The following is a 20,694-nucleotide window of genomic DNA, read 5'->3' as shown; positions in this document are numbered from 1 at the left end:
TGAAACCTGCTGGTCCGGCCGTGCCGTCGTCCCGGCAGGGCACGCTTAATCGGTCAACCCCGCGTCGCGCAGCGCGGCGCGTACCGTTTCATGATGTTGATCGGCCAGCGGTGTCAGCGGCAGGCGAATGCCGCCGCGGATTTTGCCCATCTGCTGCAATGCCCACTTGACCGGGATCGGGTTTGACTCAGCAAACAGGTGCTTGTGTAAAGACAACAGCTTCAGATGGATGGCCCGCGCGGTCTTTGCATCACCGGCGATCGCGGCGCGGCATAGCTCACTCATCGCGCGCGGCGCCACGTTGGCCGTCACCGAAATATTGCCGTGTCCGCCCAGCAGCATCAATGCGATCGCGGTCGGATCGTCACCGCTGAAAATCGAGAAATCGGCCGGTGCTGCGTTGATCAAATGCGCCGCACGATCGATATTGCCGGTCGCATCCTTCACACCCGCAATGCCCGGCACTTGAGCGAGCCGCAGGATCGTCTCGTTGCTCATATCGGCGACGGTACGGCCTGGCACATTGTACAAGATCACCGGCAGGTCTACCGCCTCAGCGATCGACCTGAAATGCCGGTACATCCCTTCCTGCGTCGGCTTGTTGTAGTACGGCACAACCTGTAGCGACGCGTCGGCGCCGACCTCCTTGGCCGCCCGGGTCAACTCGATCGCTTCGGCAGTCGAGTTGCCGCCCGCGCCGGCGATAATCGGGATGCGGCGCGCCGCATGCTCGACCGCCGTCTTGACCAGCAACACATGCTCCTCGACCGATACCGTCGCCGACTCGCCGCTTGTGCCGACCACAACCAGCGCATCGCTGCCCTCTTCGATATGCCAGTCGATCAGCGCGCGCAGCGCCGGAAGATCCAGCGCCCCGTCCTCCAGCATCGGCGTGACAATCGCCGGGATGCTGCCGCCAATGGGTGTGGCTTGCATTGCTTGGCTCATGAAACTGTCTGAAAAATCAATCGTTAAACTGGGATTGTAGCGGATTGACCGGGCAAATCGTATCTCGTTGGCCCGTCATAGGACCCCGTTTCGCGGTCACGCACGTCACTGCCGCTTTCTCGAGCGGCGCACAGCCGCTGCACGAACGCGGGCTTGGGCCCGGCAACAAAGCCGTCCTCAAACGCAACGACGCGCAACGCGGCGTGCCGCGCCACTTCCAGCAGCTCGCCCGAGCGTAATAGGAAGCGCGGGTTCGAGGGCCGCCCCAGCGTTTCGTGGCCCTGCGCGAACGTCTCGTACAGCAGCACGCCACCCGGCGCCAGCGCCTCGGTCAAATTATCGAACAGCGGGCGGTGCAGGTACTGCGTGACGACGACAGCCGCGAAGCGCTGGTGCGCCTCGAAGGGCCATGCCGCGCTATCCTCATTCGGCTCCAGGTCGGCATGCACGATGCGCACTGTCGGCAATTCGGCCAGCGCGGCCAACGCCTGCGCATCGCGATCCAGCGCGACGACCGGATGGCCGCGCTGGGCAAACCAGCGCACATGCCGGCCACTGCCGCACGCCACGTCGAGCACAGTGCCATCACGCGGCACCAGATGGGCCCATCGGCGGATCCACTCGGAGGCAGCGCAGATCGCCATCAACTGTACGACAGCCCCATTGCCTCGCGCACGTCGCGCATCGTCTCATGAGCCAATTTGCGCGCCTTGTCGCAGCCGTCCGCGACGATCGCGCGCAGCAGTGACGGATCGTCCATATACTTCTGTGCCCGCTCGAGCATCGGCTGCTGCTCGCGCAGAATGCCCTCGATCACCGGCTGCTTACACTCTAAGCAGCCGATCCCGGCGCTGCGGCAACCGCGCTGCACCCATTCGTGCGTCGGTTGATCCGTATAGACCTGGTGCAACTGCCATACCGGGCATTTGTCCGGATCGCCCGGATCGCTGCGGCGCACGCGCGCCGGGTCGGTCGGCATCGTGCGGACCTTTTTCTCGATCGACACCTTGTCTTCCCGCAGCCCGATCGTATTGCCGTACGACTTGGACATCTTCTGTCCATCGAGCCCCGGCATCCGCGATGCCTCGGTCAGCAGTACCTGTGGCTCAACCAGAATGATCTTGCGCGAGCCTTCAAGATAGCCAAACAGCCGCTCACGGTCACTCATCGACAGGCTTTGCGACTCCTGCAGCAGCGCGCGCGCCTGCTCCAGCGCCTCTTCGTCGCCCTCCTGCTGATAAGCATTGCGCAACTCATGGTACAGCTTGGAGCGCTTGCCGCCGAGTTTGCGCGCTGCCTCGTTGGCCTTGTCCTCAAAGCCCGGTTCGCGCCCATATAGGTAGTTGAAGCGGCGTGCGATCTCACGCGTCATTTCCACGTGCGGCACCTGGTCCTCGCCCACCGGCACCAGCGACGCGCGGTACAGCAGGATATCCGCGGCCATCAGCACCGGATAGCCGAGAAAACCGTACGTGCCCAAATCCTTGTCGCGCAGCTTCTCGATCTGCTCTTTGTAGGTGGGCACTCGCTCGAGCCAGCCAAGCGGCGTGCTCATGCCCAGCAGCAGTGACAACTCCGCGTGCTCCTGCACGCGGCTCTGAATGAACAGCGTGGCCTGCGCCGGGTCAATGCCGGACGCAAGCCAGTCGATTAGCACTTCCCACACATTGTTCTCGATCACATCCGGTGTTTCATAGTGCGTCGTCAGTGCATGCAGGTCGACCACGCAGAAAAAGCACGGATACTCGGATTGCAGCTTGATCCAGTTCTTCAGCACACCGTGGTAATGGCCAAGGTGCAGTGAGCCGGTCGGGCGCATGCCGGAGAAGATACGGTCGGGGAACATGGTATCGAGAGGTCGAATGTGAGGAAATCGTTGGAGTCTGGCCAATGCCCGCTCAGACGTGGCTGAACAAAGAAACGATCGGACGCAATAGGCCGAACACAACATCGTAGCCCACGTTCACCAGCGGACGCAGCCACAATGTATCGAGTACACGCGTCATCACCAGCGCCATCACGATGAAAAAGCCGTAAGGCTCGATCTTCGCGAAGCGGTACGCGGCGCGCACCGGCAACAGCGCGGCGAGCACACGGCCCCCATCGAGCGGCAACAGCGGAAACAGGTTCAGCGCGCATAGCACCAGGTTCACCGCGACGCCGGCTGACGCCATGCGCACAAAAAACGGCTCCTCGACGCCGAAGCCGCGCAGTCCGATCGCAATACAGGCCCACGCGAGCGCTTGCAGCAGGTTGCATGCGGGACCCGCGAGCGCGACCCAAAGGCTATCCCAGCGAGGATTACGCAAGCGACCAAAATCGACTGGCACCGGTTTCGCATAGCCGAAGATGAACGCACCGCTGGTCGCAAACAACATCATCAGCGGGATCAAGATCGTACCCATCGGATCGATGTGACGCATCGGATTGAGTGAGATACGCCCCATGAGGTACGCGGTATTGTCACCGAAGCGGCGGGCAACAATACCATGCGCCGCTTCATGCAACGTGATCGCGAAGAGCAGCGGCAACGCGCTGACCAAGATTGTCTGTACGAGAGAGTCCATCGCGCTATTGTAACAAGGCGCCGATAGCCAGCTGCGCGCACGCGAGGTGCCGCACGCCGTACCGGCCAGGGCTCACCGGACAAGCCCGAAAGGCTCCAACGGGCCGCAGCCAACCCGCACGAGCATTGGCTCATCCCCGCTCAAGTCGATTACGGTCGACGGCTCGGCCGCGCACGCCCCCCCGTCGATCACGAGATCGAGTTGTTTTTCCAGCCGCGCGCGGATCGCTTCGGGTTCGTTCTGCGGCTCATCGTCGCCGGGCAAGGTCAACGTTGACGCGATCACCGGCTGCCCAAGCGCCTCGAGCAGCGCCAGTGTGATCGCGTGATCCGGCATGCGCAGCCCGATGGTCTTACGCGACGGATGTGACAGGCGCCGCGGCACTTCTTTGGTCGCCTGCAAGATGAACACATAGGGGCCCGGCGTGACGGACTTGATCAGACGATACTGCCGGTTGTCTACCATCGCGAACGTCGCCAATTCGGACAGGTCGCGTACCATCAGCGACAAATGCCGGCGCTCGTCAAGACCGCGGATGCGTCGCAACTGCTCGACGGCAGCCTTGTCGTCGAGATGGCAGGCAAGCGCATAGCTCGAATCGGTCGGCAGCGCGACAACGCCGCCGCCGTCGATGATCTGCGCGGCCTGTTTGATCAGCCTTGGTTGCGGGTTGTCCGGGTGGATGCGGAAGTATTGGGACATTGATCGGTTAGAGCCAGCGGGTCCACACCGGCGTCAGGTCCGACGGCAAGGGCGGCAGAGTGCCGAGCTCGGTTGCGCCGTCGCTAGGCGCATGGAAATCGGAACCGCGCGAGGCCTGCAAGCCGAAGCGCCGTGCCACTTGCGCATATTCGCGGTACTGGTCCGGCGTATGGCTGCCGGTCACCACCTCGATCGCCTCGCCACCGAGTTGCTTGAACGTCGAGAGCAATGTGTCAAATTCTAACGGCGTGTACTGGTAGCGCCCCGGATGCGCGAGCACTGCCACGCCGCCCGCCCCGAGAATCCATCCCATTGCATCCTCGAGCGTGGCCCAGCGATGTGGCACATACCCCGGCTTGCTCTCAGCAAGGTAACGGGTGAATACGTCGGCGGTGGACACCGCATAGCCCGCGTCGACGAGAAAGCGCGCAAAGTGTGTGCGCGAGATCAAGTCCGGATTCGATACATAGCGCAGCGCGCCTTCGTACGCGTGATCGATGCCGACCTCAGCGAGCCGCCGGCCGATCTCGACCGCCCTTGCCTGCCGGCCACTGCGCGTCACCGCCAGCCCATCGACCAGCGCGCGGTTGCCTTCATCGATGCCCAGCCCCACCACGTGGATAGTACGCGACGCCCACGTCACCGAAATCTCGACACCCGTCACATAGCGCATTTGCAGCGCCGCGGCGGCCGCGCGCGCCTGCGCGATGCCGCGCACCTCGTCGTGGTCAGTCAGCGCCCACAACTGCACGCCGCCGTCAGCCGCGCGGCGCGCAACGTCGGCGGGCGACAGGCGTCCGTCAGAAAGGGTCGAGTGGCAATGTAGATCAGCATTCATGGTTGTTCACGGCAGGTCCGACCATTCTACTGCAAGCGCGGCGCAGCGGTCCGTGCCACCGCGCGCCATGGTGCAGCGCCGTGACGGATCAGGCGCAAAACGCGTCGATCAACGCCGCCACCCGCTCCGGCTGGTCATGATGCAGCATATGCCCCGCGTCCGCGATCGTCTTCTGCTGCCAATGCGTGAATGCCCGGAACCGCGCCTTGAACACCGAGATCGGCACATCGCCGGCCAACGCGTGCAATGTCGGCGAATCGACAGCCTCGACATGCAACACCTTCGCGCTCACGCGCGCCCACACCGCCATCACCTCGTCGAGGCGGTACGGCAGCGGCCCCCGCAGCTTGTGCGCGGGATCCGCCAGCAACTCGAAGCGCCCATCCGTGCGCTGGCGCGACCAGTGTATCGCCAGGAATGCGGCACGCGACGGCGCCAGGCGCGGGTTAGTCTTGGTCAGCCGTGCCGCCACCTCAGCCAATGACGCATAGGTCTTCAGTGTGGGCGGCTGACGCAATTCATCGAGCCAGTGCTCGATACGCGCGCCAGCATGGGCGGGATTGGACGCCGGCAGGCCGAACCCCTCCAGGTCCACGACGCGACGCACCCGGTGCGGCCGCACGCCGGCGTACAGGCAAGCCAGATTCGCCCCCATGCTATGGCCGACCAGGTTCACCGGCCTTTCAGAAGCGTACCAATCCAGCAACGCGTCAAGATCCGCCAGGTAGTCATGGAACCCATAATGTCCGCCGCCGTGCTGCTGCACGGGCCAGTCCGACAATCCGAATCCCCGTGCGTCGGGTGCAATCACGCGCCAGTTCCCGCTTAGCGCGTCGACGACAAACTGGAACGATGCCGATACGTCCATCCAGCCGTGCAGCATGAACAACACCGGCGCATCATCCGGGCCCCAGCAACGCACATGCAGATTCACGCCGCGCACTGTGAAGAACTCGGAGGTTGAAGCATTCATCTGACCGCCTCGAAAAAGAATGGTCGTTCGATTATAGCGACGCCTACACTGCGGCGCATCATGATACTGACTCACGTGGCGTCATGCTGTCCCGCTCCGTCACGCGTCGGCTCGGCTCATGTCACAAAAGCGCGTCGGGATGGTTCAGCGCGGCAAGCTCCGCGTCGTCAAAGCCCGCCGCGCGACGTGCATCGACATTGAATGGGCCCTTCAGCCGCGGCGCGCGATACTCGCGCGCAAGCCGGGCGTAGGTGGACAGCGGCGCGATGCCGGCGCGCTCGCACAACCAGCGGAACCAATGGTTGCCGATCCGCACATGCCCAATCTCGTCTCGCAGAATGATGTCGAGGATGCGCGCGGCGGCAAGGTCGCCAGCCTGCTCGAGCTTGCGGCGAATCGGCGGCGACGCATCGAGTCCGCGTGCCTCCAGCGTGCGCGGCACCAGCGCGATACGCGCGAGCACGTCCGCACGCGTGCGCTCGGCCATCTCCCACAGTCCGTCGTGCGCCGGAAAGTCCCCGTACACATACCCGAGCGTGCCCAGATGATCAGACAACAGCGTAAAGTGATACGCTTCCTCTTCGGCCACGGTCAACCAGTCGCGATAGAACGCCTCGGGCAACGCCGGAAATCGCCAGACCGCATCAAGTGCGAGATTGATCGCGTTGAATTCGATATGCGCCAGCGCGTGCAGCAGCGCCGCTCGTCCTTGCTCCGTATGCATGCTGCGCCGCTCTAGGCGCTCGGGCGCGACGCGCTGCGGACGCGCCGGGCGGCCCGGTACGCCCGGCGGCTCGCCGAGCGTGCGATTCGCATCGATGACAACCCCGCCCGAGCGCCAATGCGCGCCGAGCGCAGTCACTGCATCGACCTTGCGGCGCGGATCGGTGAGCAGGAGCGTCTCCAGTGCACGCTGGCGCAAGCATGGCTGAATGAGCGACTCGACCATATTGATGTTTCCTCATGCTGGCGGCGCTCAGATGGCAACCGCGGTAACGGGCCACGCACAGCCCGGACGCCGCCGCTGACGCGCCGGTACAATATCGCTTTGGGCAATGTCCCGTAGCATGCATTTTACCGGCGCGCTCGCGCGTCACGGATTGTCTGGCCGGCGGGGCCGGACTTCGACAAGGAGGCAGTGTGGCGATCTACAAGCTCGGCGAGGACGCGCCGACGATCCATGAATCTGCATTCGTCGCCGACAGCGCAACGGTGATTGGCCAGGTCGTGCTCGCCGAAAACACCAGCGTATGGTTTTCGGCGGTGCTGCGTGGCGACAACGAACCGTTGACGATCGGCGCCGGCAGCAACGTGCAGGACGGCGTGGTAATGCATACGGATCCGGGCTTTGCGCTGACCATCGGCACGAACGTATCGATTGGGCACCAGGCGATGTTGCACGGATGCACGGTCCATGACAACACGTTGATCGGCATTCAGGCCGTGGTGATGAACGGCGCGGTGATTGGCCGCCACTGCCTGGTGGGCGCTGGCGCGGTGGTCACCGAGGGCAAAACGTTTGCGGACAATTCGCTGATCCTCGGAGCACCGGCGCGCGTGGTGCGTCAGCTCGACGATGACGAGATCCAAGCTCTGCACAAAAACGCGCGCAGTTACATCGAGCGGCGCCAGCTGTTCAAGGAAAACCTGGTGCGCATCGGCTGATCCGGACCATCAGGCAAGCCCGACGCCGCGCCGTTATCCATTTATCGTAGTCGAGGAAAGTCAGTCGTGACAGACCAGTTGCAAAAGTTCATGTTCGAGGCCGCGCCGGTGCGTGGCGAAGTCGTCACGCTGGAAAAGACGTGGCAGGAAGTCCTCGTGCGTCGTGACTATCCGGTACCGGTGCGCACGTTGCTTGGCGAAATGTTGGCCGCCGCTGCGCTGCTGTCGGCCAACATCAAGTTCGATGGCACGCTGGTCGTGCAGATACTGGGCGACGGGCCGGTCAAGATGCTGGTTGTGCAGTGCCGCTCCGACTTGTCGATGCGGGCCACGGCCAAGCTGGGTAGCGAATGTGACACATTGAGCGACACCGCGTCGCTGACCGAGTTGGTCAACGCGAACGGTCGTGGGCGCTGTGTCATCACGCTGGATCCGCACGAAAAGCTTCCCGGCCAGCAGCCGTACCAGGGCATCGTCCCCCTGACCAACGCGCACGATGGCCCGCTGGACAGCGTCGCGCAGGTGCTCGAGCACTATATGCGCCACTCGGAGCAGCTCGACACGCGGTTGTGGCTAGCGGCCGACGAACGACGCGCGGTCGGGATGCTGTTGCAGAAATTGCCCGGCGACGGCGGGATCGTGCCACGCGCAGTACAGACCGACGCCGACACGTGGGACCGGGTCTGCCACCTCGGCTCGACGCTGAAGACCGACGAGATGCTCGCAGCCGACCCGGATACGCTGATGCGGCGATTGTTCTGGCAAGAGAACGTCAGCCGCTTCGACCCCGCGCCGACGCGTTTCAACTGTACCTGCTCGCGCGAAAAGGTCGGCGGGATGCTGCAAATGCTCGGACGTGACGAGATCGACAGCATCCTGGTCGAGCAAGGCCATGTAGAAGTGCATTGCGAGTTCTGCAACCAGCGCTATGCATTCGACGCGGTCGACGCCACGCAACTTTTCCACGGCAATGAACGCTCATTGAACGTCGCGGCCACGCCAAGCCAGCAGCGACATTGAACGGCGGATCAGCGCAGGAAACACGGCCGGCGCGCCATCGCGCACGGCGAGCACGGCGAGCACGGCATGACGCTGCCGATGGAGATCGACATGAACAGGTATTCCCCTCACGCCACCGTGGCGGCGTTTGGCGCTCTGGCCGCCGCGTCGGCATTGCTGCTCGGCGGCTGCGCCGTCAGTTACCCGCCCACTCCGCAAACCGTGCTGAGCCAATTGCCGGAGTCGCCCCACCACGTACCGACGCCGTTGACCCCGGCAGAAAAACGGCGCTATGACGAAATCGGTCGCCAGGTGTTGCGCGAGCAGGACGCGGCCATGCAGGCCGACGCGCGCGCGTGGTCCTGGTATCCGTACGCGGTCACGCCGATGTATGGTGGATACGACAGCGGACGCTGGAGACCCGGCTGGGGTGTCGGCAGCGGATGGGGCTATCCAGGGTACTATCCGGGCTGGTGATGCTGCGCACTGGACCTGCCGCGACCGGTGCCAACGCACTAGCGATGTCCGGCGTTACCGCCGGATCCCGAGCAACGCCGGCTACCGACGTCACCGCCGGATCCCAGTATCACCGCCGGATCAATAACCAGGATTATGCCGTCCCGCTGCGCTGTCGGCACGTCGCACAGCCGTGTCCTTCGCGACCCGGCTGGCCTTCATCTTCATGCGTGGCTCGGGGTTCGGCACCACGCGCATCGGTTGGGCCGACACCTGAGCGCGCGTGGACAGGATTGACGGCGTAGCCGTCGCGGACACGGTTGAGGCGTTCGGCGACACAAACTGCACGAACACCTCGCTGTCCTTGATCATCCCCATCTCGTAGCGCGCCCGCTCCTCGACCGCGGCAGTCCCGGCTTGCAGGTCCTGCACTTCGCCGGCGATCCGCTCATTGCGCAGCTTCAAGTCATTGTTTTTCTTCTGTTGCGCCGCGAGTTGCTGCTGCAGCTCGTGCACGTGCAGCCAGCCGCCGTGGCCCCACCACAACGGAAACTGGATCAGCACGATTAATCCGATCAAGACAACGGTAACGAGCCGCATAACGAGCTGCCGCCGAGCAGGCGTGGGTTGCACAAAGCCGCCGCCCCGGAATCGGGAGCGGCGGCCACACGTGTCACAAGACCCCTATCGGGTCACCGGCCGCGTCGCCACGCGTCCAGCACGTTGCATCAGCGCAGGTTATAGAACGCGGAGCGTCCAGGATAGCTCGCGATGTCGCCCAAATCCTCTTCGATGCGCAGCAGCTGATTGTACTTGGCGATCCGGTCGCTGCGCGACAGCGAGCCGGTCTTGATCTGGCCAGCGTTCAGACCAACGGCGATGTCGGCGATCGTCGAATCCTCGGTTTCGCCGGAGCGGTGCGACACGACAGCGGTATAGCTGGCCCGCTTGGCCATTTCAATCGCCGCAAACGTCTCGGTCAGCGTCCCGATCTGATTGATCTTGATCAGGATCGAGTTCGCGATGCCCTTCTCGATGCCTTCCTTCAGAATCCGCGTATTAGTCACGAACAGATCGTCGCCGACCAGTTGGACTTTCTTACCGAGCCGATCAGTCAGCAGCTTCCAACCGTCCCAATCGCTCTCATGCATGCCGTCCTCAATCGACACGATCGGGAACTTGTCAGCCAACGTCGCAAGATAGTCCGTGAACTCGGACGACGACAACTGCAGGCCCTCGCCGGCCAGTTGGTACTTACCGTCGTGGTAGAACTCGCTGGCCGCGCAGTCCAGCGCAAGTAGCACGTCTTCGCCGGCGCGATAACCGGCCTTCTCGATCGCCTGAAGGATCGTCGACAGGCATTCGTCGTTGCTGCCAAAGTTCGGCGCAAAGCCGCCTTCGTCGCCGACCGCGGTGCTCATACCGCGGTCCGACAAAATCTTCTTCAACGCATGGAACACCTCGGCGCCGCAACGCAGCGCCTCGCGGAAGGTTGGCTGGCTCGCCGGCACGATCATAAATTCCTGGATGTCCAGGCTGTTATTCGCGTGCGCCCCGCCATTCACGATATTCATCATCGGCACCGGCAATTGCATCGCGCCGGAACCCCCGAAGTAGCGGTACAGCGGCAGACCCGCCTCCTCGGCGGCGGCCTTCGCGACCGCCATCGATACGGCAAGCATCGCGTTCGCGCCGATCCGCGACTTGTTGTCGGTGCCGTCCAGCTCCAGCAGCGTCTTGTCCAGAAACGCCTGCTCGGACGCGTCCAGGCCCATGATCGCCTCGGAGATGTCGGTGTTCACGTGCTCAACCGCCTTGAGCACCCCCTTGCCGCTGTAGCGGCCCGCTTCACCGTCGCGCAGTTCGATCGCCTCGCGCGACCCCGTCGATGCACCGGACGGCACCGCTGCGCGACCCATCGTGCCCGATTCGAGCAATACGTCGCATTCGACGGTCGGATTGCCGCGCGAATCGAGAATCTCGCGCCCGATGATGTCTACGATAGCACTCATGATGTCCTCAAAGGATGGATGAATCGGTTTCGACTACGCTGTGTCAACGGGGCAGCGGTCTGCGCCGATCGGCGTCGCCGCCCGATGCCGCCCGCCAGCATGCCACGCGCCGTGCGCCGGCAGTGCAGACTTGCCGCAGACTTGCCGATCAGACGCGCCGAACCGTGACAAGGTTCATTCGCGACACCACCGGCCTGTCACACTGCGCGTGGCTCAGCTGAAATCGTTCTCGAGCAGCGGCGTGGATTTCACCGCGCGATCGAGCGTCACCAGCGTTTCCAGCAATGCATGCATCCGCTGCAACGGTACCGCATTCGGGCCGTCGGACTTTGCCTGCGCGGGATCCGGATGCGTCTCCATGAACAGCCCCGCCACGCCGACCGCAACCGCGGCACGCGCCAGCACCGGCACGAACTCGCGCTGCCCGCCAGACTGGGTGCCTTGGCCACCAGGCAACTGCACCGAATGGGTCGCGTCGAACACCACCGGGGCGCCAGTCTCGCGCATGATCGCAAGCGAACGCATGTCGGAGACCAGATTGTTGTAGCCGAACGAAGCGCCGCGCTCACAAGCAAGGAAGCGGTCCACCGACAGCCCGGCTTCCCTGGCTGCCGAACGCGCCTTGTCGATCACGTTCTTCATGTCGTGCGGCGCCAGAAATTGCCCTTTCTTGATATTGACGGGCTTGCCCGAACGGGCGCACGCGTGAATGAAATCGGTCTGCCGGCACAGGAATGCGGGCGTCTGTAGCACATCAACGACCGATGCGACCGCGTCGATCTCATCCTCCGCGTGCACGTCGGTTAATACCGGCACGCCGATCTGGCGACGCACCTCGCCGAGGATACGCAGGCCCTCGTCCATGCCGACTCCGCGGAACGATTTATCCGAACTGCGGTTGGCCTTATCGTACGATGACTTATAAATGAACGGAATGCGCAGCGCAGCGCAGATCTCGTTGAGCCGGCCGGCGGTATCGAGCGCCATCTGCTCGGACTCGACCACACAGGGGCCAGCAATCAGGAAGAACGGCTTGTCCAGGCCGACCTCGAAATCGCATAGTTTCATGTTGACTCCCGGCCTGCGTTAATGGGCGCGCAGCGCAGCCGCCACCTTCTCGCCATGCTCGCGTTGTTGGCGACGCGCGAGTGCGGCCTCCACGTAGGCTTTGAACAGCGGATGGCCATTGCGCGGCGTCGAGGTGAACTCGGGATGGAACTGGCAGCCGACGAACCACGGATGCAGGTCTCCGCGCAACTCCATCATCTCCGGCAAGTCCTCGGTCGGCGTGCGCGCGCTAATGATCATCCCGCCGGCTTCGAGCGCCGGCACGAAATGATTGTTGACCTCGTAGCGATGCCGATGCCGCTCGTTGACATCATTGCCGTAAATCTGCTCAGCGCGCGTACCCGGCTTAACCGGACAGCGTTGTGCGCCCAGCCGCATCGTGCCACCCAGATCCGACGATTCACTGCGCTTTTCGACGGTGCCATCGCGGTCGTACCATTCGGTAATCAGCGCGACGACCGGATTCGGCGTCGACGGATCGAACTCAGTGCTGTTGGCCCGCTGCAGGTTCGCGACATGACGCGCAAATTCAATCACCGCCAGTTGCATGCCCAGGCAGATTCCCAGATACGGCACCTTTGCCTCACGCGCGTAGCGGATCGCCTTGATCTTGCCTTCCGTGCCACGCCGGCCGAAACCGCCCGGCACCAAGATCGCGTCCAAGTGCGCGAGGCTGTTGACGCCCTCTGTCTCGATCTGCTCCGAGTCGATGTACTCGATGTTCACACGCGTGAGCGTATGCAAAGACGCATGGCGCAGCGCCTCGATCAACGATTTGTATGATTCGGTGAGTTCGACATACTTGCCGACCATGCCGATCGTGACCTCGTGCTCTGGGTGCTCGAGCCGGTATACCAGGTCCGACCACAGCGTCAAATCGGCCGGATTCGGCGCGAACTTCAGCTCGTCGCAGATGATCTCGTCCAGGCCCTGGTCGTACAACATCTGCGGGATCTTGTAAATGCTGTCCACATCCCACACGGAGATCACCGCATCCTGCGGCACGTTTGAGAACATCGAGATCTTAGCGCGCTCGTCATCCGGGATCCGGCGATCGGCGCGGCACAGCAGTACGTGCGGTGAAATACCGATTTCCCGCAACTTCTGCACGCTGTGCTGCGTCGGCTTGGTTTTCAGTTCGCCGGCCGTCGCAATAAACGGCACCAACGTCAGATGCACGAAGCACGCGCTGTGGCGCCCGAGCCGCAAGCTCATCTGCCGGGCTGCCTCTAGGAACGGCAGCGATTCGATGTCGCCGACCGTGCCGCCGATCTCGACGATCGCGACATCCGGCTCGCCGCATGTCGCCGACGCGGCACCGCGCTCGATGAACGCCTGGATCTCGTTCGTGATATGCGGAATGACCTGGACCGTCTTGCCAAGGTACTCGCCGCGGCGCTCCTTGCGAATCACCGACTCGTAGATCTGGCCCGTCGTGAAGTTGTTGGCACGGCGCATCTTCGTGCTGATGAAGCGCTCGTAGTGGCCCAAGTCCAGATCCGTCTCGGCGCCGTCCTCGGTCACGAACACTTCACCGTGCTGAAACGGGCTCATCGTGCCGGGATCGACGTTAATGTAGGGATCAAGCTTCAGTAAAGTGACTTTGAGACCGCGCGACTCGAGGATCGCGGCGAGGGAGGCGGCGGCAATGCCCTTGCCCAAGGAGGAAACTACGCCGCCGGTGACAAATACATATTTGGTCATCGCTGGATGCTCGCGGGAAAGCCGGATTATACTCGAAAGCCCGGCTTTCTCTAAGCGCCCCGCTCCAAGTCACGCAGCAGGCGCCGGATCGCGCGAGCGGTATCGAACGGCCGCTCCATGGGAAACAAATGCGAGCCGTCAATCCAGTCAAAATGGGGACCGACGATGCGCCGTGTCGCATCGAGCCCGACCTGCCGCACCTCTCGGGAATGCGTGCCGGCCACGAATCCGACCGGCACGGGCGCGCCATGGGCGAGGTGCGCACCCAGCGTACAAGGTAGCGTGCGGTAGATCCGATATTCAATATCCCGGTCGAACGCCAGTGCACGGGTGCCGCCGAGACCAAGGGGCGGAATCCCATGATCAATGTAGTCTGCGAACATGCGCTTGTCCCAGCGCGCGAAAGCCTGCTTGCGCTTGAAATGCCGCCATGCTTCGTCGCGACTGGGCCAATGCGTGCGGCGCTTGCGGGTGAGCACCGCCGGCGAAAGCCGCTCGTCCAGGCCGGCCCACTGCGTGACGCCCAGCAGCCGGCTGCGCCAACCGGCGATCAGCAGCGAGTCGAGCATCACCACACCCTTGACCCAATGAGGTTTCTTCAGCGCGGCCATCACCGACAAATAACCGCCCAACGAATGACCGACCAGCCACACCGGCTGCTCCAGTCGTGCCGCCACATCGTCGAGCAACTGGTCGACCAAATGCGGCCAGTCGTGCGTGACCGGATAGCGCGGATCATGTCCGTACCGCTCGATGAACCGCACGTCGTAGTCGTCGGCCAACTCGGCAAAGATCGTTCGGTATGTCGAGGCGGGGAACCCGTTCGCATGCGAGAAGTGAATCACGCTTTTCAACGACAGTCTCTCCTGTTTCTCTTGTTATAGGCGTTATAGGCGCCGCCGCGTTGCGCAACGCCGTGGCGCAGCCGACCAATGCGGCGCGCGACAAGGCGGCGACCGGCCGCGGTCAAATGGCCGGGCCAATGGCGATAGGCTACTTGAAATAGCGCGATGTGCGAACGTGTGGAATTGAGAAAAGCCTCGGTCGGACCACGCCGTGCCGCCGTACCACTGTGATGCCGGCACCCAATGGCGTAGAGCGACACCCAATGGCGTAGACGAGAGTTGGACAATAGACTGCGTCGCGGACGCACTTGCGAACGGCCGGCGCGTTTGAATGTTGACCCTCATCGACACGTGGAATCGGGAGTGCCCGCACATCGGCGTCGGCTTCTCGCTGCCAGGTGCCCGTATGGCACGTGTACTCGAGCAGTTGCGCCAACGAGGACGACGCCTCAACCTGATTCAGGTCGATAACGGTCCGGAGTTCGTCAACAAGGCGCTCGACGCGGTCAAAATAACTTGTACAACCAGTCATTTTCGCCATGACATGATATAATGCCTATGGTCATGTGACTATAGAGACACCAATGGAAATCAACCAAGTTTCGAAGTCTGAATTCAAGGCGAAGGCGCTTGAATTTTTTCGCCAGGTCGAAGCGTCTGGCGAGAGCGTCGTCGTGACCGATCACGGTAAACCGACGCTGGAGGTTCGACCGTACCGCAATCATGAGCGGAGTCCCCTCGACGTTTTGCGTGGCTCCATTATCCGTTACGACGACCCGACCGAACCGGTTGACGTTGAGTGGGATGCCGCCCAGTGATTGTCCTCGATACGCACGCGCTGGTCTGGTGGGCAAACGGTGACGACGCCCTGAGTAAAAAGGCCAAAACGACTATAGAGCGGGAGTTGAATGATGGGCAGATTGTGGTGTCTGCAATCTCCGCCTGGGAAATTGCAATGCTCGTTGAGCGCGAAAAGTTAGTTCTGTCGATGGACGTCGCAAGCTGGCTCACGACCGTCTCCGCGATCGACGCCGTTCGCTTTGTGCCTGTAGATGTTGAAATTGGCCTAAAGTCGGTAGATCTACCGGGCAAGTTTCATCAGGACCCGGCCGATCGCATGATCGTAGCGACCGCGCGAAAGCTGGCTGTACCATTGGTGACTCGAGATGAGAAGATTCGCGCCTACAAGCACGTCAAGACCGTCTGGTAACAGGACTGGAAACATGATCGAAGCACGTGATTTTGACACCTGGGCTTCAAAGGTAGCACGAGAGCCGGTAGCGCTCGGCACGCCGCAAATCGAGGCGCATCATGTCCCATACAACGAAGATGGGATGGGTTTCGGCGTGAGTCTTAGACTGATCGCTAGGCTGATCGGCGATTCCGTAGCACCCGCGTCGGCAGCAACGGTCCAATGAGTGACCACAATTCGTCGGTAGCGACCATCAAGCCGCTGCCGTCAAGTAGCACATTGCCGGCAGCGGTCCGGGCGGTCAATCCGGTGATATTTTGCCATCCTATCAGTTTCATGGTCGCGCTGGCGGACGTTGGCGAATCAACGGGTGTTATCGGCATCAACGGCGGTGCAGTCGCCGCACTGTCGATGCCGCCACCACAGACAACCGTGAGCCGCCGGCGGCCTTCGATGCCATGTCCCAGATACTTTTACCCCGATGTTTCTACCCAAACAATATCTGATCACGCCGGATCCCTATGATGCCGACCATCCCGTGCTATTTCTCGAACAGTTGAAGCGGACGCTGGACTCGGGAATCGAATTGGTCCAGCTTCGCTCAAAGAAGTTGAATGCCATCGATTACATGCGCTTGGCCGAGCAAGCGATGCCCCTGTGCCAACAGCATCACGCCCTTCTACTGTTGAACGCCCACGCCCCGCGCCGCGCACACCGGCACGTCGACGGACTGCACTTGGACAGTCAAAGCCTGATGGCATGCGAGGAACGCCCGCTGCCAGCAGGAAAACTGGTGGCAGCGTCGTGCCACACGATCGCGGAACTGCAAAAGGCTCAGTCCATCGGTGTGGATTTCGTCACGCTCTCGCCCGTGCTGCCGACCGCTAGCCATCCCGACACCGAACCGCTGGGATGGAATGGCTTTCTCGCGCTGGCCTCGCAGACTCTGCTGCCCGTCTATGCACTGGGCGGCCTATCAACGGATGCATTACCCCGGGCCGAACAACACGGAGCGTACGGCATCGCAGGCATTCGTTGCTTTTGGAAGCCTTGATCGCCCGCCATTGGACGCATTGATGACCGACGAGACGCGTTGACGACCGACGGGTCTAGTGCAACGCCGATCGGCACGCGTTGCGCCGCGGCCATGCCCTGATCAGCGCCCGGTCCAATAGCGCCTGCGTGAGCGGCGATATGCATCGACCACCCAGCCAGACACCCCGCTGTCGATACGCACCGCGCCATCGTTATCGCTGCGCAGCATATCGACGCCGCGCACACGATAACGCGCGGCGACCAGCGGGTGTGGATGACCAAAGCGATTGCGGTAACCTACCTGAAATACCGCCATACGCGGCCGTACCGAATCGAGAAACGCATCCGTCGATGACGTCTTGCTGCCATGGTGCGGCACGATCAGCACGTCACTGCTCAATGCCGGCCCATGCCGTTCAACCAGCGCCCGCTCGGCGGCCCGTTCGATATCTGATGCGATCAACACTGCGCCAAGCGCATTCGAGACGCGCAGCACGCATGCTGTTGCATTCGGCTTGCGTGGATCTGCCGCACCCGTCGGCCACAGGAATTCGAACGTCACGCCGTCCCATCGCCATCGCTCCCCGGCACAGCACGCCCGCGTGATTGCGCCGCACGCGGTGGCACGCGCCCACAACGGATGAGCGGGCGGCAACGAGGCCTGCATCTGCGCGATCGGCATGTCGGTCAACACCGCAGGCACGCCGCCCGCGTGGTCGACATCACGATGACTGACAACCAGCATGTCCAATGCGTTCACATCATGCGCGCGCAGGAACGGCACGACGATACGCTGCCCCGCATTGCCCGCCTCCGGGCCCGGACCGGCATCGAACAGCAGTCGTCGCCGCGCGGTCTCGACCAGCACGGCGGTGCCCTGCCCAATATCGAGCGCTGTGACGCGAAAACCGTCAGCGAGTGGCGCCCGCGGTGCCGGCCACAGCAATGGCAGCCACAGGATGGGCGCGGCCGCGCGCAATGGCCAACCCCGTGGCCCTAGCATCCAAGCCGCGCCGACGAGCGCGAGCAGCAGCGCGGCCGGCTCGGGCGCCGGCAAGTGCCACACGCCCCACGTGGGCGAAGCCAGCGCATCCAGTATGGCAAACAGCCACTGCACCAGGCGGTGCGCCAATTGCAATAGCAGCGCGTCCCATGGCGCCGGGATCGCAATGGCGAGCAGCACGGCTGGCACGACCAGCGTACTGACCCACGGAATCGCGATAGCATTGGCCACCGGACCGAGTGCCGGAATCTGCGAGAACCAGACGACCGTCAACGGCGCAAGACCGAGCGTCACCGCCCATTGCACGCGCATGGCCGACGCCAGCCGTGCTGGTACCCCACGCACCGCGGCGCGCGTGCGAGCCGCGAGCACGCCTAAGGCCTTAGCCGGATGTGGGCCAGGCATAACAGCAGGCCGCTCGCCCGGCCTGCCCGTGCTGGCCTGCGGCAACGTATCGGCCGGATCGAGTGACGGCCAGTCCGGTTCGTCGTCTCGCTGCGGCGGATGGCAGCCCGCGCAGCGCAACGCCACCACGATGGCCGCGACCGCACCGAACGATAGCGCCGTGCTCGCCGACAACGTTGCCCACGGATCGACCAACACCACGATCACGAGCGCCCACGCGAGGACCAGCAACGGGTCAACGCGCCGCCCGCTCGCATAGGCAAGCGTCGCGATCGACAGCATGGCAACCGTGCGCTGAGCGGGAATGCCCAGCCCGGCGAGGGCGGCATAACCGGCACCGGCGAGCATCGCACCAACACAACATGCGATAGGAACCGGCACGTGCAGCGGCAACGCCGGCACAACGCCGAAACCGCGGCGCCAGGCCAGGGCAATGATCGTGGCAGCCAACGCCGCAACCGAGCCGATATGCAAGCCCGATATGGCCATCAGATGATTAGTGCCGGTACGGCGCAGTCGCTCCCAGTCCGGCTCCGTAATCGCATCCTGTACGCCGATCGCCAGCGCAATCACGATCCCGGCATGTGAACCCGCGGGCTCGCCGCTGCCGCTGCCCGTCCCCGTTTGGGCAGACTCGGACAAGACCTGCTCGATCCGCGCGCGAATGGACGCACGCCGACGATCCACAGCGTTGAGCATCGCCCGGATACCGGGGCCCCGCTCAATATCAGGCGTGTGTGGCGAGCCGGGAGACGCCACCGATTGCCAGTGCGAATCGGTCCGCAGGTGGCGCACGTAGCCCAGCGCACGCACGCCGCGCGCCAGTTGCCGCACATCGGTGTCTGGCAATCCGAAATTGCCATTGCCATGCACCCGCTTGAGTCTCGCAACGAGCGTATGGCGCCCGCCCGGCACAAGCGTCGCCGACGGTTGCCGGCCGAACGCGGCAAGCCAGCTCAACTGGACGGTGCGGGGAAACCGCTCGATCCGGGGCGAGGTTGACTCAACGTCAAACAAAAAGCGAAGCCCGCGCGCATCGCGCGACGGCAAGCCACGCACCGTGCCGGTCAGGGTCACATCGCGCCCCTCCCACTGCGGCGGCAAAGCATCTGACAGCGCGCTATGCGCGCGCCACGCCGCGTAGCCAAAGCCGAGCAGTGCCGCGCACCCGATGCTCGCCGCCCGCATCAGCCACGACTTGTGACAACTGGCACGCCCCGCTGCCCGCGCACGATACGTGATACATGCTACCCCGGCGACGGCGAGCACTGCCGCACCCCAGGCGAACCAACCGGCAACGTCCGGCAAACTGGGCTGCCACTGCAACACACCAGTGCCCACGACGAACGCGCATAATCGTGCAAGCATCATCCCCCTCGGCCGGGCGTTCGTGCGCGACGGATTGCGTAGCGACAACCATCCGGAACGCCTGAATACAGCCTGAATGCAAAATTCGATTATCGCTGTGCGAGGGCGAGCCGCGGCAACGCGGCATGCGCGTTGGCCGTTGTACAGAGGGCCAGTTGCGGCAACGTCAGTGAACGCATGGCCGCAATCACCGCCGCAATGCGTGGCACTTGGTCGGGCGTGTTGCGCCTCTTGTTAATCCACTCCGGCGCAATATCTGGCGCGTCGGTCTCCATGACCAGCGCATCGAGCGGCAATTGCGCCGCGAGCTGGCGGATGCGTCGGGCACGCTCAAACGTCACGTTGCCGCCAAAACCGAGCTTGAAGCCTTGTGCGATATACGCATCGGCCTGCTGAAAGCTGCCATTGAATGCGTGCGCGATACCCCGCACGACGTTGAAGCGTCGCAACTCGGCGATCACCGAGTCCTGCGACTTGCGCACGTGGCAGATCACCGGCAAGTCGAAGTCGCGCGCCATCTTCAACTGTGCCGTATAGATCTCGCGCTGACGGACCGCATCCAGCCCCGGCACGAAGAAATCCAGACCGATTTCGCCGATGCCAACAAAGCGCGGATCATCTAGGCTGGCGTGGATCTCACTGCGCAGCACCGCAAGATCTTCGTCCTGCGTGGCCGGCGCGTACAGGGGGTGGATGCCCAGTGCATAGGCGCCCCCGTTCACGCAATGGGCTAACTCGCGCACCGCCGAGAAGTTGAAACGGGCGATCGCTGGAATCACAATGCGCGACACTTGCGCATCGCGCGCTGCTGACGCCACGGCAGCCCGGTCCGCATCGAATTCGGATGCATCCAAATGACAATGGGTATCGATCCACATCAGGGTTCCTCGCTGCCCACGCCGGTGCGACACTGC

At 63.2% G+C, this 20,694-nt stretch carries 23 protein-coding genes; 8 read left to right on the top strand and 15 right to left on the bottom strand.

Going from position 1 to position 20,694, the window contains the following annotated elements:
* Positions 1-45 precede the first annotated feature (45 nt).
* The 8 genes from dapA to RA167_RS04660 all read right to left on the bottom strand — a co-directional run bounded on the left by dapA (position 46) and on the right by RA167_RS04660 (position 6,977).
* Positions 46-948 carry a 4-hydroxy-tetrahydrodipicolinate synthase gene (dapA, locus tag RA167_RS04695; RefSeq protein WP_076786739.1) on the bottom strand — a complete coding sequence of 301 codons (903 nt, stop codon included), beginning with the start codon at positions 946-948 and terminating at the stop codon, positions 46-48.
* Between the two features lie 23 nt (positions 949-971).
* Positions 972-1,592, bottom strand: a complete 621-nt coding sequence (locus RA167_RS04690) for a class I SAM-dependent methyltransferase (protein ID WP_076786737.1) — start codon at positions 1,590-1,592, stop codon at positions 972-974.
* Positions 1,592-2,794, bottom strand: a complete 1,203-nt coding sequence (locus RA167_RS04685; protein WP_076786735.1) for a tryptophan--tRNA ligase — start codon at positions 2,792-2,794, stop codon at positions 1,592-1,594. Before RA167_RS04685 ends, RA167_RS04690 begins: the two co-directional genes overlap by 1 nt.
* A gap of 52 nt (positions 2,795-2,846) precedes the next feature.
* The gene (locus RA167_RS04680) at positions 2,847-3,515 is read right to left on the bottom strand and encodes a site-2 protease family protein (protein ID WP_076786733.1); all 669 of its coding nucleotides are present in this window, start codon (positions 3,513-3,515) and stop codon (positions 2,847-2,849) included.
* A gap of 72 nt (positions 3,516-3,587) precedes the next feature.
* A complete protein-coding gene (locus RA167_RS04675; RefSeq protein WP_076786731.1) occupies positions 3,588-4,217 on the bottom strand; it encodes an L-threonylcarbamoyladenylate synthase in 630 nt (209 codons plus the stop codon).
* Between the two features lie 7 nt (positions 4,218-4,224).
* Positions 4,225-5,055: a 3',5'-nucleoside bisphosphate phosphatase gene (locus RA167_RS04670; protein WP_076786729.1), complete on the bottom strand. Its 831-nt coding sequence runs from the start codon at positions 5,053-5,055 to the stop codon at positions 4,225-4,227.
* Positions 5,056-5,143: 88 nt separating this feature from the next.
* On the bottom strand, positions 5,144-6,028 hold the full coding sequence (locus RA167_RS04665) for an alpha/beta fold hydrolase (RefSeq protein WP_076786727.1): 885 nt from the start codon (positions 6,026-6,028) through the stop codon (positions 5,144-5,146).
* Between the two features lie 121 nt (positions 6,029-6,149).
* Complete coding sequence (locus tag RA167_RS04660; protein WP_076786725.1) at positions 6,150-6,977, bottom strand: ferritin-like domain-containing protein; 828 nt, start codon at positions 6,975-6,977, stop codon at positions 6,150-6,152.
* Between the two features lie 191 nt (positions 6,978-7,168).
* Here RA167_RS04660 and RA167_RS04655 point away from each other — a divergent pair, with 191 nt between their 5' ends.
* The 3 genes from RA167_RS04655 to RA167_RS04645 all read left to right on the top strand — a co-directional run bounded on the left by RA167_RS04655 (position 7,169) and on the right by RA167_RS04645 (position 9,169).
* Entirely contained in the window at positions 7,169-7,693 is a 525-nt protein-coding gene (locus RA167_RS04655) for a gamma carbonic anhydrase family protein (protein ID WP_076786723.1), read from the top strand.
* Positions 7,694-7,759: 66 nt separating this feature from the next.
* Positions 7,760-8,713, top strand: coding sequence for an Hsp33 family molecular chaperone HslO (hslO, locus tag RA167_RS04650; RefSeq protein WP_076786720.1), 954 nt, complete (start codon positions 7,760-7,762; stop codon positions 8,711-8,713).
* Between the two features lie 90 nt (positions 8,714-8,803).
* On the top strand, positions 8,804-9,169 hold the full coding sequence (locus RA167_RS04645; RefSeq protein WP_076797223.1) for a hypothetical protein: 366 nt from the start codon (positions 8,804-8,806) through the stop codon (positions 9,167-9,169).
* Between the two features lie 120 nt (positions 9,170-9,289).
* On the opposite strand, the gene ftsB is transcribed toward RA167_RS04645, so the two are convergent.
* From ftsB to RA167_RS04620, 5 genes are all read right to left on the bottom strand, one after another.
* Positions 9,290-9,748 carry a cell division protein FtsB gene (gene ftsB, locus RA167_RS04640; RefSeq protein ID WP_076786717.1) on the bottom strand — a complete coding sequence of 153 codons (459 nt, stop codon included), beginning with the start codon at positions 9,746-9,748 and terminating at the stop codon, positions 9,290-9,292.
* A gap of 128 nt (positions 9,749-9,876) precedes the next feature.
* On the bottom strand, positions 9,877-11,160 hold the full coding sequence (gene eno, locus RA167_RS04635; protein WP_076786715.1) for a phosphopyruvate hydratase: 1,284 nt from the start codon (positions 11,158-11,160) through the stop codon (positions 9,877-9,879).
* A gap of 213 nt (positions 11,161-11,373) precedes the next feature.
* Positions 11,374-12,228: a 3-deoxy-8-phosphooctulonate synthase gene (kdsA, locus tag RA167_RS04630; RefSeq protein ID WP_076786713.1), complete on the bottom strand. Its 855-nt coding sequence runs from the start codon at positions 12,226-12,228 to the stop codon at positions 11,374-11,376.
* 18 nt (positions 12,229-12,246) lie between these two features.
* Entirely contained in the window at positions 12,247-13,932 is a 1,686-nt protein-coding gene (locus RA167_RS04625; RefSeq protein WP_076786710.1) for a CTP synthase, read from the bottom strand.
* A 50-nt stretch (positions 13,933-13,982) separates the two neighbouring features.
* Entirely contained in the window at positions 13,983-14,786 is an 804-nt protein-coding gene (locus tag RA167_RS04620; RefSeq protein ID WP_076786708.1) for an alpha/beta fold hydrolase, read from the bottom strand.
* 322 nt (positions 14,787-15,108) lie between these two features.
* Between RA167_RS04620 and RA167_RS04615 the strand changes: the two genes are divergently transcribed.
* The 5 genes from RA167_RS04615 to RA167_RS04595 all read left to right on the top strand — a co-directional run bounded on the left by RA167_RS04615 (position 15,109) and on the right by RA167_RS04595 (position 17,023).
* The gene (locus RA167_RS04615) at positions 15,109-15,330 is read left to right on the top strand and encodes a hypothetical protein (RefSeq protein WP_083706050.1); all 222 of its coding nucleotides are present in this window, start codon (positions 15,109-15,111) and stop codon (positions 15,328-15,330) included.
* 31 nt (positions 15,331-15,361) lie between these two features.
* A complete protein-coding gene (locus tag RA167_RS04610; RefSeq protein WP_076786705.1) occupies positions 15,362-15,595 on the top strand; it encodes a type II toxin-antitoxin system Phd/YefM family antitoxin in 234 nt (77 codons plus the stop codon).
* The gene (locus RA167_RS04605; RefSeq protein WP_076786703.1) at positions 15,592-15,987 is read left to right on the top strand and encodes a type II toxin-antitoxin system VapC family toxin; all 396 of its coding nucleotides are present in this window, start codon (positions 15,592-15,594) and stop codon (positions 15,985-15,987) included. Before RA167_RS04610 ends, RA167_RS04605 begins: the two co-directional genes overlap by 4 nt.
* A gap of 13 nt (positions 15,988-16,000) precedes the next feature.
* Positions 16,001-16,195: a hypothetical protein gene (locus RA167_RS04600; RefSeq protein ID WP_139337095.1), complete on the top strand. Its 195-nt coding sequence runs from the start codon at positions 16,001-16,003 to the stop codon at positions 16,193-16,195.
* 255 nt (positions 16,196-16,450) lie between these two features.
* Positions 16,451-17,023 carry a thiamine phosphate synthase gene (locus tag RA167_RS04595; protein ID WP_076786701.1) on the top strand — a complete coding sequence of 191 codons (573 nt, stop codon included), beginning with the start codon at positions 16,451-16,453 and terminating at the stop codon, positions 17,021-17,023.
* Between the two features lie 102 nt (positions 17,024-17,125).
* On the opposite strand, the gene RA167_RS04590 is transcribed toward RA167_RS04595, so the two are convergent.
* Both RA167_RS04590 and RA167_RS04585 read right to left on the bottom strand, forming a co-directional pair.
* Positions 17,126-19,783 carry a ComEC/Rec2 family competence protein gene (locus RA167_RS04590; protein ID WP_237574316.1) on the bottom strand — a complete coding sequence of 886 codons (2,658 nt, stop codon included), beginning with the start codon at positions 19,781-19,783 and terminating at the stop codon, positions 17,126-17,128.
* 86 nt (positions 19,784-19,869) lie between these two features.
* Entirely contained in the window at positions 19,870-20,658 is a 789-nt protein-coding gene (locus tag RA167_RS04585) for a TatD family hydrolase (protein ID WP_076786699.1), read from the bottom strand.
* Positions 20,659-20,694 lie beyond the last annotated feature (36 nt).

The organism is Mycetohabitans endofungorum, assembly GCF_037477895.1.
In the GTDB taxonomy this organism is placed as follows: Bacteria; Pseudomonadota; Gammaproteobacteria; order Burkholderiales; family Burkholderiaceae; genus Mycetohabitans.
This window is presented reverse-complemented; position numbering and strand designations above follow the sequence as displayed.